The sequence below is a fragment of the Halomonas sp. BC1 genome (assembly GCF_002078135.1).
Taxonomy (GTDB): domain Bacteria; phylum Pseudomonadota; class Gammaproteobacteria; order Pseudomonadales; family Halomonadaceae; genus Vreelandella; species Vreelandella stevensii.
The window spans coordinates 7,249-21,102 of record NZ_LFGS01000019.1 but is presented as its reverse complement, the minus strand read 5'-3'; the positions used below and the strand labels follow the sequence as shown (position 1 = coordinate 21,102).

Annotated in this window: 17 protein-coding genes; 7 read left to right on the top strand and 10 right to left on the bottom strand. The window is 59.4% G+C overall.

Features of this window, described 5'->3' with window-relative positions; all coding sequences use genetic code 11:
* Nucleotides 1-123 precede the first annotated feature (123 nt).
* On the top strand, nucleotides 124-1,314 hold the full coding sequence (locus tag B7L72_RS14145; protein ID WP_016915060.1) for an AAA family ATPase: 1,191 nt from the start codon (nucleotides 124-126) through the stop codon (nucleotides 1,312-1,314).
* Nucleotides 1,314-1,865, top strand: a complete 552-nt coding sequence (locus B7L72_RS14140) for a DUF4276 family protein (protein WP_016915061.1) — start codon at nucleotides 1,314-1,316, stop codon at nucleotides 1,863-1,865. The genes B7L72_RS14145 and B7L72_RS14140 overlap by 1 nt, the downstream gene beginning before the upstream one ends.
* 24 nt (nucleotides 1,866-1,889) lie before the next feature.
* On the opposite strand, the gene B7L72_RS14135 is transcribed toward B7L72_RS14140, so the two are convergent.
* The 6 genes from B7L72_RS14135 to radC all read right to left on the bottom strand — a co-directional run bounded on the left by B7L72_RS14135 (nucleotide 1,890) and on the right by radC (nucleotide 5,962).
* Nucleotides 1,890-2,324, bottom strand: coding sequence for an acyl-CoA thioesterase (locus B7L72_RS14135; protein ID WP_081195103.1), 435 nt, complete (start codon nucleotides 2,322-2,324; stop codon nucleotides 1,890-1,892).
* 48 nt (nucleotides 2,325-2,372) lie between these two features.
* Nucleotides 2,373-3,563, bottom strand: coding sequence for a class I SAM-dependent rRNA methyltransferase (locus B7L72_RS14130; protein ID WP_016915063.1), 1,191 nt, complete (start codon nucleotides 3,561-3,563; stop codon nucleotides 2,373-2,375).
* A 45-nt stretch (nucleotides 3,564-3,608) separates the two neighbouring features.
* Nucleotides 3,609-4,436, bottom strand: a complete 828-nt coding sequence (gene mutM / locus B7L72_RS14125; protein ID WP_016915064.1) for a bifunctional DNA-formamidopyrimidine glycosylase/DNA-(apurinic or apyrimidinic site) lyase — start codon at nucleotides 4,434-4,436, stop codon at nucleotides 3,609-3,611.
* A 140-nt stretch (nucleotides 4,437-4,576) separates the two neighbouring features.
* Nucleotides 4,577-4,732: a 50S ribosomal protein L33 gene (gene rpmG / locus B7L72_RS14120; RefSeq protein WP_009098622.1), complete on the bottom strand. Its 156-nt coding sequence runs from the start codon at nucleotides 4,730-4,732 to the stop codon at nucleotides 4,577-4,579.
* A 38-nt stretch (nucleotides 4,733-4,770) separates the two neighbouring features.
* Nucleotides 4,771-5,007 carry a 50S ribosomal protein L28 gene (gene rpmB / locus B7L72_RS14115; RefSeq protein ID WP_016915065.1) on the bottom strand — a complete coding sequence of 79 codons (237 nt, stop codon included), beginning with the start codon at nucleotides 5,005-5,007 and terminating at the stop codon, nucleotides 4,771-4,773.
* 280 nt (nucleotides 5,008-5,287) lie between these two features.
* A complete protein-coding gene (gene radC / locus B7L72_RS14110; RefSeq protein ID WP_016915066.1) occupies nucleotides 5,288-5,962 on the bottom strand; it encodes a RadC family protein in 675 nt (224 codons plus the stop codon).
* Between the two features lie 159 nt (nucleotides 5,963-6,121).
* Here radC and coaBC point away from each other — a divergent pair, with 159 nt between their 5' ends.
* The 5 genes from coaBC to slmA all read left to right on the top strand — a co-directional run bounded on the left by coaBC (nucleotide 6,122) and on the right by slmA (nucleotide 10,930).
* Nucleotides 6,122-7,444: a bifunctional phosphopantothenoylcysteine decarboxylase/phosphopantothenate--cysteine ligase CoaBC gene (gene coaBC / locus B7L72_RS14105; protein WP_081195101.1), complete on the top strand. Its 1,323-nt coding sequence runs from the start codon at nucleotides 6,122-6,124 to the stop codon at nucleotides 7,442-7,444.
* Complete coding sequence (dut, locus tag B7L72_RS14100; protein ID WP_081136753.1) at nucleotides 7,441-7,896, top strand: dUTP diphosphatase; 456 nt, start codon at nucleotides 7,441-7,443, stop codon at nucleotides 7,894-7,896. Before coaBC ends, dut begins: the two co-directional genes overlap by 4 nt.
* A 33-nt stretch (nucleotides 7,897-7,929) precedes the next feature.
* The gene (locus B7L72_RS14095) at nucleotides 7,930-9,318 is read left to right on the top strand and encodes a phosphomannomutase/phosphoglucomutase (RefSeq protein WP_081195099.1); all 1,389 of its coding nucleotides are present in this window, start codon (nucleotides 7,930-7,932) and stop codon (nucleotides 9,316-9,318) included.
* Nucleotides 9,319-9,400: 82 nt separating this feature from the next.
* Entirely contained in the window at nucleotides 9,401-10,300 is a 900-nt protein-coding gene (gene argB / locus B7L72_RS14090; protein ID WP_039175214.1) for an acetylglutamate kinase, read from the top strand.
* A gap of 21 nt (nucleotides 10,301-10,321) precedes the next feature.
* Nucleotides 10,322-10,930, top strand: a complete 609-nt coding sequence (gene slmA, locus B7L72_RS14085) for a nucleoid occlusion factor SlmA (RefSeq protein ID WP_016915071.1) — start codon at nucleotides 10,322-10,324, stop codon at nucleotides 10,928-10,930.
* A gap of 135 nt (nucleotides 10,931-11,065) precedes the next feature.
* Here the strand turns inward: slmA and B7L72_RS14080 are convergent, their stop codons facing one another.
* From B7L72_RS14080 to B7L72_RS14065, 4 genes are all read right to left on the bottom strand, one after another.
* Complete coding sequence (locus tag B7L72_RS14080) at nucleotides 11,066-11,662, bottom strand: hypothetical protein (protein WP_016915072.1); 597 nt, start codon at nucleotides 11,660-11,662, stop codon at nucleotides 11,066-11,068.
* A 142-nt stretch (nucleotides 11,663-11,804) separates the two neighbouring features.
* On the bottom strand, nucleotides 11,805-12,014 hold the full coding sequence (locus tag B7L72_RS14075) for a hypothetical protein (RefSeq protein WP_016915073.1): 210 nt from the start codon (nucleotides 12,012-12,014) through the stop codon (nucleotides 11,805-11,807).
* Nucleotides 12,015-12,020: 6 nt separating this feature from the next.
* Nucleotides 12,021-12,374, bottom strand: a complete 354-nt coding sequence (locus B7L72_RS14070; protein ID WP_016915074.1) for a hypothetical protein — start codon at nucleotides 12,372-12,374, stop codon at nucleotides 12,021-12,023.
* A gap of 111 nt (nucleotides 12,375-12,485) precedes the next feature.
* Nucleotides 12,486-13,829, bottom strand: a complete 1,344-nt coding sequence (locus tag B7L72_RS14065; protein ID WP_016915075.1) for a UDP-glucose dehydrogenase family protein — start codon at nucleotides 13,827-13,829, stop codon at nucleotides 12,486-12,488.
* Nucleotides 13,830-13,854 lie beyond the last annotated feature (25 nt).

The window sequence follows — 13,854 nt, the reverse complement described above, 5'->3', positions numbered from 1 at the left end:
GTTGTAGTGCTATCCAGCCGTGCTGCACAGTGTTTTTCCTGATGTTAGGATGATAGCCACAGTCTCACTCGATACCGGTCATCCCGGCGAGCCAAATGGACTGGGTGTTGACGGAGACGAACAATGCATATCGAAACGATTCGAATTAAAAATTTCAAGAGTTTTCGCCACGCAAGGATGGAAGGCTTGCCACGCTTCTGTGTTGTCGTCGGTGCTAACGGCTCAGGAAAATCAACCCTATTTGATGTTTTTGGTTTCCTCAAGGATTGCTTAACCTTCAATGTTAAGCAAGCACTGCAGGTCCGTGGCGGGTTTAAAGAAGTACTTAGCCGTGGTGTAGACAGTAATGAATCCATTGAGCTGGAAATAAAGTTTCGTATGGATATTGCTGGCGTCGAACGATTGATCTCATACTTGATCGAAATAGGAATGGAAAATCGACAGGTGACAGTGAGACGTGAAGTGCTTCGTTACAAACGTGGTCGCTATGGTTCACCTTATCACTTCCTGGATTTTTCAGGCGGCGTGGGCTACGCCATCACGAATGAAGAAGATTTCGACAAGCAAGATGAAGAACTTCAAAGGGAGCAGCAAAATGTTGGCAAAGATGCATTGGCGATTAAAGGCTTAGGACAATTCGAACGATTTAAAGCAGCCAATGCATTTCGTCAACTAATAGAAAACTGGCATGTTTCAGATTTTCATATCAATTTGGCTCGTGGTAGCAAAGAAGCCATTGGAGAATTCGAGCACCTCTCTATATCAGGTGATAACTTGCAGTTAGTAGCAAGAAATATTTATGAAAATCACCCTGGCATTTTTGACCAAATGGTCGAAGCGATGAAACATCGGGTTCCAGGCATTAATAAAATAGAACCCATCCAGACGCAAGATGGACGGCTGATTCTAAACTTTCAAGACGACTCATTCATCGATCCATTTATCGACCGGTATGTATCTGACGGCACCATTAAAATGTTTGCTTATCTAGTACTACTCTACGATCCTGAGCCACACCCCTTGCTTTGTATCGAAGAACCGGAAAACCAGCTTTATCCTACCTTACTGTGGGAATTGGCAGAAGAATTTCGTGCTTACGCTGAGAGAGGAGGACAAGTTTTTGTATCGAGTCACTCTCCTGATTTCCTTAATGCCGTACAGGTGGAGGAAGTCTACTGGCTCGTGAAAGAGAAAGGCTATACAAACATATGTCGAGCCAAGGACAGTCGACAGCTTGTTGCCTTTATCGAGGAAGGGGATCAGATGGGTTATCTTTGGAAAGAAGGTTTTTTTGAAGGGGCAGGACCAGAATAATGGAACTAGTTTTCTTTTTGGAAGAGCCCTCAGCCAAGGCAATGTTGCAAGGGATAATACCTCGCCTCTTACCAGGCATCGAAACTCGCTATATTGTTTTTGAAGGGAAGCAGGATTTAGAAAAACGCCTGCCGATACGTTTACGAGCATGGCAAAACCCAGAGTCATGCTTCCTGGTCATGCGTGATCAGGACTCAGGTGACTGCCTGCAAATCAAGCAGCGTCTAATGACGCTATGCAGCGAGGCAGGCCACCCTGATGCCATCGTTCGCATTGCCTGCCATGAGCTTGAAAGCTTTTATCTTGGAGACCTCAAGGCGGTTGCACAAGCCCTTGGGCCTGCCAGCTTGGCAAAGCAGCAAACGAAAGCCAAATACCGCACCCCTGACCGTCTGAATAACGCAGCCCAAGAGTTGAAGCGCATTGCTCCAAAGTACCAAAAGCTATCCGGCTCTCGTGCGTTAGGCTTAGCGATAGCACTGGAGGGGAATCACTCACAAAGTTACAACCAGCTATTGGCAGGTATTAAAAAGGCATGCGGCATTCGATAGTCAACACTATCAAAACACGGCTGTTTATTCCGTCACCACCGCAGCGCCATAAATGCGCTGGTACTCCTCCGGCAAACGTTTGGGGCGACCGCTGGAAAGCGCGACACAGGCAAATCGCGTGCGCGCCTTCAGCAGCGTCTTGCCGTCTGCTGGCCGTATCAGTTGAAAGCGGCGCGTCAGGCTGAAGCGGCCGTCGCAGTCGACGATCCAGGTGGCCAGGCAGAGCGTGTCGTCCTGAAAAGCAGGGGCGAGGTAGTCCAGCTCGTGGCGGTGGACTACCATCGCCCGGTCCAGCGTCAGATAGCGCTCCAGCGACAGACCCAACGCCTCGGAGTGGGCCCAGCTTATCTGCTCTACCCAGCGCAGGTACTCGCTGTTATTGACGTGCCGGTAAGCGTCGATGGCTTCCGGCGCGACCTGCAGCGTGAGTACGAACGGCTCTGGCAATGCCCACTCCATGTGGCCACCTCCTTTCCTATGACGACGGCGCTCGACAGCGGACGATGCTCAGTCGCGGAAGACCCGCACGCCCAGCGCTTTCAAATAAGCAGTTTCGGGAATCGCCGGGTGCACGGGGTGATCCGGCCCTTGATGGCCCTGGAAAATCACCTGGCCATGGCGGTCCTGATGGCGCACGGCACCGCGCACCACATCCACCAGCCGCTCGTGGGCCAGATGCATGGAGCAGGACGCCGACAGCAGCAGGCCATCGCGACCCAGCAGGCGCATTGCCTCGCGGTTGAGTCGTGCATAGGCGCGCTCACCGTTGGGGATATCCTTGCGCTTCTTGATGAACGCAGGCGGGTCGAGAATCACCACGTCGAACTGCTCGCCATCGGCTTTCAATGCGGCCAGCGCTTCGAAGGCGTCGCCTTCACCCACGGCCACCTGCTCCTGCACGCCGTTCAGCTCGGCATTGCGCGCCACTTGCTCCAGGGCAACGCCGGAGGCATCCACACACAGCACTTCGGAGGCACCGCTGGCGGCAGCCTGAACGCCCCAGCCACCCACATAGCTGAAGACGTCCAGCACGCGCTTTCCGGCGACCTGACTGTTCAACCAGGCCCGGTTGACGCGGTGGTCGAAGAACCAGCCGGTCTTCTGGCCGTTGAGTACCGGCACCGCAAAGGTCACGCCATTTTCCACCAGCAGCACTTCGTCGGGCAGGGTGCCCTTGACCACTTCCACGTGGGCTTCCAAGCCTTCCTGGCGGCGGCCCCCGGTGTCGTTACGGAATACGATGACCTCAGGCTTGATGACCTTTTCCAGCGCATCGACGATCTCGTCGGCCAGCGCCTGCATGCCGGCGGTATTGAGCTGCACGACCAGCACATCGCCAAAGCGGTCGATGATCAGTCCTGGCAGCAGGTCGCCCTCGCCATGAATCAGACGATAGAAGGGCTGATCGAACAGGCGCTGGCGCAGCGCCAGCGCCTGATTGAAACGGTGCACGAACAGCGAGCGATCCAGGCGCATTTCCGGGTCGCGGGACATGATCCGCGCACAGATCAACGAGTGCGGGTTCACGTAGGCCACGCCCAGGGTCTTGCCGTTGGAGGCCTCTATCAAGGCAGGCTCGCCCGCCTCGAAGGTCTTCAGCGGCGTTTCCTTGATATCGACTTCGTTGGAGTAGATCCACAGATGGCCAGCCTTCAAGCGGCGATCGGCATTTTTATTCAGGCGCAGGCGTTGAGTCACAACATTCTCCAGATAAACAAAACAGTTAGCCGCCCAGGGCGGCGCTCAGCGCTGGCAACCGGGGCAGAATACGCTGGCCCGCTGCCCCAGGGTAATGCGCTTGAGTTCGCTGCCACAGCGCAGGCAAGGCTGGCCATGGCGACCGTAGACATTCAATTGCTGGGCAAAGTAGCCCGGCTCCCCCTGGCCGCTGACGAAATCGCGCAGCGTGGTGCCACCTTGGGTAATGGCCGCCGCCAATACTTCCTTGACCGCCTGGGCCAGCGCTTCGTAGCGCGCCAGTGAAATGCGTCCGGCGGCCCGGCGCGGGTCGATGCCCGCCATGAACAGCGCCTCGGCGGCATAGATGTTGCCCGCCCCCACGACCACGCGGTTATCCATCAGAAAAGGCTTCACGGCGACGCGCTTGCCGCGCGACAGTGCGTGGAGCCACCGGCCCGTGAAGGCATCGCCGAGGGGTTCCGGGCCCAGGTGTGCCAGCCGCGTATCGCACTGTGCATCGGCGTGCTGCCAATCGACGAAGCCAAAGCGGCGCGGGTCGTGATAGCGCAATACATGACCGCTGGCGGTGACGATATCCACATGGTCATGCTTTTTGGGCAGATCACCCAGCCGGGCAATCCGCAGGCTACCCGACATGCCCAGGTGCCACAGCAGCGTGGCGTGGCCGGTAGGCGTGGCCAGCGGGATCTGCAGGTATTTGGCGCGCCGGGCAAGCTCACCCACGCGAGCCCCGACCAGCCGCTCGGCCAGATCATCCGGCACGGGAACGCGCAGGCGCGGCTGGCGTACCAGCACTTCGGTAATCTCCTGCCCTTCCAGGTAAGGCGCGATACCACGCCGCGTGGTTTCCACTTCAGGCAATTCGGGCATGATGAAAGCCTATGATGACAGCACAGTGACAGCGATGCTAACACGCGAAACGCGAACGTTAGACATGCAAAAACCCGGCTTGGGGCCGGGTTTTTCAACAGGCGCTCGCCTGCGGTGAAAGCCGATCATCGTAACCGAGGTTACTTGATCTTGGCTTCCTTGTAGATGACGTGCTTACGGACGACCGGGTCGTATTTCTTGAATTCGAACTTATCCGGGGTGTTCCGCTTGTTCTTGTCAGTGGTGTAGAAGTGGCCAGTACCGGCACTAGACACCAGCTTGATCTTATCGCGCATGGTTTAACTCTCCCAAAAATGCTGAGCCAGAAACTGGCTTAGATAGCGTCGCCGCGTTTGCGGATGTCGGCCAGAACCGAGTCGATACCTTTCTTGTCGATGATGCGCATGCCTTTAGAGGAAACGCGCAGCTTGACGAAGCGGTTTTCAGACTCCACCCAGAAGCGATGGGTGTGCAGGTTCGGCAAGAAACGACGACGAGTCTTGCGCTGGGAGTGAGAAACGTTATTACCAGTTACCGGACGCTTGCCGGTAACCTGACATACTTTGGACATGAGAGCCTCCAACCGCTTGGCGAGTTGTTCAAAACTGTCGGGCAAACCGGAGCAGGGAGGGAGTCGACGCAGTTAACCGCCTAGCTGTACCCAAATCCGTTATTCAACCCAAGTTCAAAGGTGGCACTTTATACCAGAGCACCCGACCACCGGCAAGCGAAACCGCCCAAAAAGGCCAAAAAAGCACGTTTTTGGACAATTTTCGTCACGACAGCCGCAGCATCGAGCGGACCAGCCTGCCTTTTCGATACTGCCGGAGTGCGTGCGCATGACCTGCCCGCTAGAGCCAGCCGCGCTCGGCAAAGGACACCACGTCTCCGTCTCCCACCACAAAATGATCCAGCACTCGCACGTCAAAGAGAGCAAGGGCATCTTTCAAGCGTTCGGTGATACGTCGATCAGCGTCGCTGGGCTCAGCCACACCCGAAGGGTGATTGTGGGCCAGGATGACAGCGCCAGCGTGGAGTTCCAACGCACGCTTGGCAACTTCGCGGGGGTAAACGGATGCGCTGTCTAGGGTACCGCGAAACAGGGATTCATAGCGAATGATTCGGTGCTGAGTATCCAAAAAAAGTACCGCAAACTCCTCATGCCCCAGGTGGCGCAGCTGCGAACTCAGGTAGTGGCGCACAAGAGCAGGTGAAGTCAACGCATTGCCGCGCGCCAGTTGACTGGCCAAATGCCGTCGTGACAGCTCCAGGGTGGCCTGCAGCTGGGCAAACTTGGCATCGCCCAACCCACGAGCGGTGCAAAACTGCTCTCTGTCTGCCTCCAGCAGCTGTCGCAACCCGCCAAAGCTCGCCAGCAGGTCACGCGCCAGGTCCACTGCCGAACGCCCCTGAACCCCCACCCGCAGAAAGATCGCCAGCAGTTCGGCATCCGATAACGACTGCGCCCCCATGGTCAGCAGTTTTTCACGGGGTCGCTCACCTTCTGGCCAATGATTGATACCCATCCATGCCCCCCAGCCTATGCCCCAGGCGTGTGGCTCACGCCCTCGCCTTCACCATTCCTCACTATACCTGGCGTTATAACACGTCCACCGAGCATGCCAAAATAAACCGCCAAATGGTATGGTAAGCCTCCTTACGACCGTCATACGGAATCGCCGACCATGGCATCACTCTCGCAAGCGTCCGAGTCCCCACGACCACTATCAGAACCATCGCCGACCGCCCTGCTCGCAGGTAAGCGCGTGCTGCTGGGCGTCAGCGCCGGAATTGCCGCGTATAAGAGCGCGCTGATCGTGAGACTGCTGAAGCAGGCAGGCTGTGAGGTGCGCGTGGTGATGACCGAGGGTGCTCAAGCCTTCATCACCCCCCTGACGCTGCAGGCTCTCTCTGGCGAGCCCGTGCGCACCTCGCTGCTGGACCCCGAGGCAGAAGCCGGGATGGGGCACATCGAACTGGCCCGCTGGGCCGATGCCCTGCTGGTGGCCCCGGCCACGGCCGATGTGATGGCACGCCTGGCGCACGGCATGGCCGACGACCTGCTGACCACCCTGTGCCTTGCTTCAGAAGCGCCACGGCTGATGGCCCCCGCCATGAACCAGGCCATGTGGCGCCATCCTGCCACACAGCGTAACCAAGCACAGCTGGCCACCGACGGCTGGCAACTGATTGGCCCTGCCGCTGGCGAGCAGGCCTGTGGCGACGTTGGCCCAGGGCGAATGAGCGAACCCGAAGAGATCTTCGCAGCCCTTCAACAGCACTTCGCCAAAGCAGCCAAGGTTGCGCCGCCCGCTCAGGGCGCAACGCGCCCTCACGTGGTGATCACCGCGGGCCCCACCCGTGAAGCCCTGGACCCGGTGCGCTACCTGTCCAACCACAGCTCGGGCAAGATGGGCTTCGCCCTGGCCGCCGCCGCCGTGGCGCAAGGGGCTCGCGTGACCCTGATCAGCGGCCCGGTCAACTTGCCCACTCCAGCCGGGGTCGAGCGCCAAAACGTGGAAACCGCCCGGGAGATGCACCAGGCCGCGCTACAGCTGGCCCCCCAGGCCGCGCTGTTCATTGGCTGTGCCGCCGTGGCCGACTACCGCGCCGCCAGCGCCGCCGAGCACAAACTCAAGAAAACCGACGATCAGGACACGCTGACCCTGACGCTGGTGAAAAATCCGGACATCATTGCCGACGTGGCGGCCTTGCCCAACGGGCAACGCCCTTTCGTGGTCGGCTTTGCCGCCGAAACCCAGGAGGTCGAGCGCTACGCCCGCCACAAGCTCGACCGCAAGGACCTGGACATGATCGTGGCCAACGATGTGGCCCAGCAAGGGCTGGGCTTTGGCAGCGACGACAACGCCGCCCTGCTGCTCTGGCGTACGCCTGGCGGCACGCAGCAGCACAGCGCGCCGCCCCAACCCAAGACCGCGCTGGCCACCCTGATCGTGCAGCAGGCGCTCTCCCTGCTGCCTCATACTTCTCACGGAGCTTCCTCATGAACCGCCCTCGCCTACAGTGCAAGGTATTGGACGAGCGCTTGCGCGACTATCTGCCCTCTTACGCCACCGCTGGCTCGGCGGGCATGGACCTGCGCGCCCTGCTGGACGAACCGCTGACGCTGGCGCCAGGCGAATGCCAACTGGTGCGTACCGGCCTGGCCATCTACATCGAAGACCCCAACCTTGCCGGCATGATCCTGCCGCGTTCGGGGCTGGGGCATAAGCACGGCATCGTGCTGGGCAACCTGGTGGGGCTGATCGACTCCGACTACCAGGGCGAATTGATGGTCTCGGTATGGAACCGCGGGCAGGCCAGCTTCACGGTCACGCCGTTCGAGCGCTTGGCACAATACGTGCTGGTGCCGGTGGTGCAGGCCGAACTGACCCTCGTCGACAGCTTCACCGATTCCACCCGTGGCAGTGGCGGCTTTGGCAGCACTGGCCGCCAGTAAGCACTCACTAGCGCGCTCTTTCAGGGATTGACCATGACCGTACCCGCTTCGATTTTTCGCGCCTACGATATTCGCGGCATCGTGGATGACACTCTCAGTGAAGCCACCGCCGAGCTGATTGGCCGGGCAGTGGGCTCGGAAGCCGCCTCCCGCGGTGAACACACCGTGATCGTCGCACGGGACGGCAGAGTCTCGGGGCCACGCCTGCAGGCGGCGCTCATCAAAGGGCTCCAGGCCGCCGGGCGCGATGTGATCGACCTTGGCATGGTGCCTACGCCAGTGCTCTACTTTGCCACACACACCCTGCCCGAGAGCTGCTCCGGGGTGATGCTGACCGGCAGCCACAACCCGCCCGACTACAACGGCTTCAAGATCGTGCTGGCCGGAGAAACCCTGGCCAGCGACGCGATTACCGCCCTGTACGAGCGCATTCAGTCAGGCGACTTCACCGAGGGCCATGGCCGTGTGCGCGCCCACGACCTGCGGGCCACGTATCTGGCTCGTATTCTCGAGGATGTGCAGCTCGCAAGGCCGCTCAGTGCGGTGGTGGATTGCGGCAACGGCGTGGCGGGCGAGCTTGGCCCTCAGCTGGTCGAACGGTTGGGGGTGGCCACCACGGCGCTGTTCGCCGAGATCGATGGCCGCTTCCCCAACCACCACCCCGACCCCGGCAAACCGGAGAACCTGCAGGACCTGATGCGCAAGGTGCAGCAGGTAGGCGCAGACATCGGCCTGGCCTTCGACGGCGACGGCGACCGCCTGGGCGTGGTCACGCCGCGCGGGCGAATGATCTTTCCCGACCACCTGATGATGCTGTTCGCCACCGACATGCTCTCCCGCAACCCAGGTGCCAAAGTGGTGTTCGACATCAAGTGTACCGGGCACCTGGCACGGGTGGTGAGCGAGGCAGGCGGCGAGCCGGAGATGTGGCGCACCGGCCACTCGCTCATCAAGGCGCGCATGAAGGAAACCGGCGCCTTGCTGGGGGGCGAGATGAGCGGTCACATCTTCTTCAAGGAACGCTGGTACGGTTTCGATGACGGCCTGTATGCCGCCGCCCGGCTACTGGAAATACTGGCCCGCTACCCAGGCGATGCGGATGCGTTCTTCGACCAGTTTCCCCAGGCAGTGAGCACGCCCGAAATCAACATCACCGTGGCGGATGCCGACAAATTTGCCATGGTCGAGACGCTTGCCAGAGAGGGCGACTTCGGCGAAGGTATCAAAACCACGCTGGATGGTATTCGCGTTGACTACCCCGATGGCTGGGGGTTGTGCCGAGCGTCCAACACGACGCCCGCGCTGGTGCTGCGCTTCGAGGGGGAAGACAGCGCGGCCCTGGAACGGATACGCGAGCGCTTCGCACGCGCCCTGCAAGGTGTTTCACCTACGTTGACGATACCAGACACCCCCATCACATGATCATGCCGCGAAGCGCACACCACCCGCGCTACGATGAAGCAGACATTAAAAGCAGATATTACTAGAGCAAAGGGACAATCTCATGAGTTCAGCTAGCCGCGACCCCAAGGTCGTTGTGGAGGTGCTATCCGAAGCCCTTCCCTACATTCAGCAGTTTTCCGGCAAGACCGTGGTCGTGAAGTACGGCGGCAACGCCATGACCGAAGATACGCTGATCGACTCCTTTGCTCGTAACATCGTGCTGATGAAAGAAGTCGGCATCAATCCCGTGGTGGTGCACGGCGGCGGCCCGCAAATTGGCAGCCTGCTGGAAAAGCTCAATATCGAATCGCGCTTCGTCAACGGCATGCGGGTCACCGACTCTCAAACCATGGACGTGGTGGAAATGGTGCTGGGCGGCCTGGTCAACAAGAGCATCGTCAACCTGATCAACCAGAGCGGCGGCAAGGCAATTGGCCTGACCGGCAAGGATGGCGCCCAGATTCGCGCCCGCCAGTTGAAGGTGGAGCATCAAAGCCCGGAAATGACCGCCCCGGAGATCATCGACATCGGCCACGTGGGGGAAGTGGAAGCGATCTCCACCGACCTGATCGAGATGCTCGCAGCCCGCGATTTCATTCCGGTCATCGCCCCTATCGGCGTGGACGCCCAAGGCAACAGCTACAACATCAACGCCGACCTGGTGGCCGGTAAGCTGGCGGAAGCGCTGAACGCCGAAAAGCTGATGCTGCTGACCAACGTGGCGGGCCTGATGAACAGCGAAGGCCAGGTCATGACCGGCCTGACCACGGCCCAGGTAGATGCCCTGATTGCCGATGGCACCATCTACGGCGGCATGCTGCCGAAGATTCGCTGCGCCCTGGACGCCGTCAAGGGAGGCGTCAACAGCGCCCACATCATCGATGGCCGGGTGCCGCATGCCGTGCTGCTGGAAATTTTCACCAACGCTGGGGTAGGCACCCTGATCACCAACGCAGGCTAACTGTGACGGAGGGCAAGAGTCATGAGTGACGACCGCAAGCCTCGCCGTCGCGAGCAAATACTGCAGGCCCTGGCCATCATGCTGGAAGAGGACAGCGGCAAGCGAATCACCACCGCCGCCCTGGCCCGCCAGGTGGGGGTTTCCGAAGCGGCGCTGTACCGCCACTTCCCCAGCAAGGCGCGCATGTTCGAAGGCTTGATCGACTTCATCGAAGAGAGCATCTTCGCGCGCATCACCCGGATACTGGAAGACATCCCCGACGCCACCACCCGCTGCAGCACAATACTCTCACTACTGCTGGGCTTTGCCGAAAAGAACCCCGGCCTGGCCCGGGTACTGGGCGGCGACGCCCTCACCGGCGAAACGGCACGCCTGCGCCTGCGCGTTCACCAGCTGTTCGAACGCCTGGAAACCCAGCTGAAACAAATCCTCCGCGAAGCCGAGCTGCGCGAAGGGCTGCGCCCCAGCATTGCCGCCTCCGCCGCTGCCAACCTGCTGATCGCGCAAGCCGAAGGGCGCATCGCCCAGTACGTGCGCAGCGACTTCAAACGGCTGCCCACCGAGTACTGGGAAGACCAGTGGGCGCTACTTTCCAGCCAACTGCTGCAACCCAGCCCACAGCTCGCCTGACTACGGGCACACTTCTAAACGTACAACCTACGCATACAACGCACACGCCCCACCAGTGGTCGCCATCAGCTACCACTGGTAGGGCGTGTGTCGTGGTGGTTGTCAGCCCACTGGGCCAGGCATCGGTACGAAGCGTTACACCCTCGCCCGCCCTTGAATCACCGCCTCGAACCCAGCGGACGTAATTGGTTGCTTCTCGGCATCCAGCGCCGTGCCCCCCAGCTTGGCCAGCTTTTTGGAAAGCGACACCAGCTTGGCCAACTGCAGCTTGCTGGGAGCCAGCATGCGCTGGGTCTTGGCGATCCTGAGGCTAACGCCCTTCACCGGCGGATGACTGGCTTGGGATTCCGTCAAGGGCGGCAACTGGCCCGACCCTAGCGCGTTTTCGATCAGAATCGGCGTGCGAGAAGAATCCCCCGCCACGGCAAAGGTCTTGGTGCGCTGTTCATACACCGCACCTGCCGAACTCAGCACTGCACTCAAGCGGTCGTTCAGCGCAGGCGACGGCTCCTCGAACAGCACTTTTACTTCCCAAGCCGCATTTTCCGCATTCAATAAGGCCGGTGCTTCTGGGGCCACGACAGGTGGCGGCGCACCACCCAACGCCCCTGCCGTCACCGGTACCGCGCTTGCCCGCCGTACCAGCATCATGTACCCCGCCACACACCCGCAAGTCACGCTCAACCAAAGCGCACCAATCGCCACCACCAACACCAACGTTTGGGTATCCATCGCCCTGTTCTCGTTTTGTTAGCCAAGCAACAAACTGCTTATCAAAACAGACCATAGTTCAGGGGAGGCGGTTTGCAAGCTAACATTTGGTCTAGGGGGGAGGCGTTTATTTCAAGGAAAGAGCAGCACCAGAACGCGGTGGCTAATTGAGGCCTTCTTCTACCTTCAGCATGGCCAGCGTATGGGCCCGCTGCTGCTTGACGGCGGTATCCAGAATATCCAACAATGCCTGGTAATCTTTCGGCTGCGCTTCTTCCAGGCCGTGCCTTTCAACGTTTGCCAGCGTTTGGCGAGTATCATGTATCAGTGCTTCCAGGGCCAGAATCACTCGCTCGTGCTCGTCCGCCGTCATCACGTATCACTCCCCTTTCTGCAGCCGCTGCACCCGCTCATATAACTGCTTGGCGGTGGCAATGGCCGTGGCTTCGTAAGCATCCAGGGTCAATAGCTGGTCATTGGCAGGGTTCTGCATCGCTGCATCCAGCACAGTCTGATAGCGCTTTAGCAAATGTGCCAGGTTCAAGCGGATCATGGTGAGTTCAAGCTGGAACTCCGCCTGTAACCGAGTCATTCGCTCGATATCTGCAGGCACGGCCTCGCTTGTGGCAATGGCCCCCATAGTCAGCGCAACGCGCTTTTCAACGGCATTTAATTTGGGGATCAGTTCATTGACCACGTACAGCGCAGAAATGGTGGCGGAATGCGGTTTCACAAGACTCCCAGCGGTGCTCAAAATTAAAGCACTACCCTACCACCCCCTCAGCCTGATCTAAGGCTGAATTACCCCTTGGTAGAGCGGGTATATTCCCGCGCCATCTTGGGGCTAATGCGCTACTTGCAAGGAAGCGCCCCGCCCTACGGCGTAGTAGATCAAGCCTGCCTGCTTGACCAACTCTGGCGCATATAGGTTACGCCCATCCACCACAATGGGGTAGCGCAGGATGTTTTTCAGCCAGTGAAAATCGACCGCTCGGAACTCCTTCCATTCGGTGCAGATCACCAGCGCATCGGCGCCTTGCAGCGCCTCTTCGCGGCTGGCGGCTAACGTGAGCGCTGCCTGCTGGCTGTATAACCGCTGGCACTCCGCCATGGCTTTGGGGTCGAACGCCTGCACCTTTGCCCCAACGCGCCATAGCGCCTCCATCAAGGCTCGGCTGGGGGCTTCACGCATATCATCGGTGTTAGGTTTGAACGCCAGCCCCCACAGAGCAATAGTTTTACCTGCCAACTCGCCATCAAAGGCCTTTTGTAGTTTGGTGAACATACCCTCTTTTTGGCGCTGGTTCACCGTTTCCACCGCGTTCAAAAGTGCCGGGGTATAGCCTACCTGCTCAGCCGTGGCGGCCAGGGCTTTCACATCCTTGGGAAAGCACGAGCCCCCGTACCCACAGCCGGGGTAAATAAAGTGATAGCCAATGCGCGGGTCGGAGCCAATGCCTTTACGCACCTCTTCAATATCTGCCCCCAAATGCTCGGCCAGGTTGGAGATCTCGTTCATAAAGCTAATCTTAGTGGCCAGCATGGCATTGGCGGCGTATTTGGTCAGCTCTGCCGAGCGAATACTCATGAACACCAATTTTTCCTGCAGGCGAATGTAGGGTGCGTAGCACTCGCGCATGAGCACCCGCACCCGCTGGCTGTCGGTGCCTACCACAATACGCGCCGCGTGGTTGAAATCCTCAATGGCGGAGCCTTCTTTCAAAAACTCCGGGTTGGAGCACACCTCAAACGGTATGCTAGCACCACGCTGCGCCAGTGCCTGAGTAACCGCTTCGTGCACACGGCCTGCGGTACCTACCGGTACGGTCGACTTCGTGACCACCACTTTTTCATCGTGCATGTAGCGGCCAATCGTGCTGGCCACGGCTAGCACATACTGCAAATCGGCGCTGCCATCTTCATCCGGCGGGGTGCCGACAGCAACGAACTGCAGCACCCCAAACGCCACCGCCACCTCAGCATCGGTGGTGAAGCGCAGCCTGCCCGCCTCATGGTTGCGCTGCACCAGCTCGCTCAACCCCGGCTCGTAAATGGGTACGGTTCCACGCATTAGCTGAGTTACCTTCTCGGCATCCACATCCACACACAGCACCTGGTGGCCCACATCGGCCAGGCATGCCGCCGTGACCAAGCCTACGTAGCCGCTGCCAAATACGGAAATCTTCATACCCAACCCTTCCCGGTAACATCAC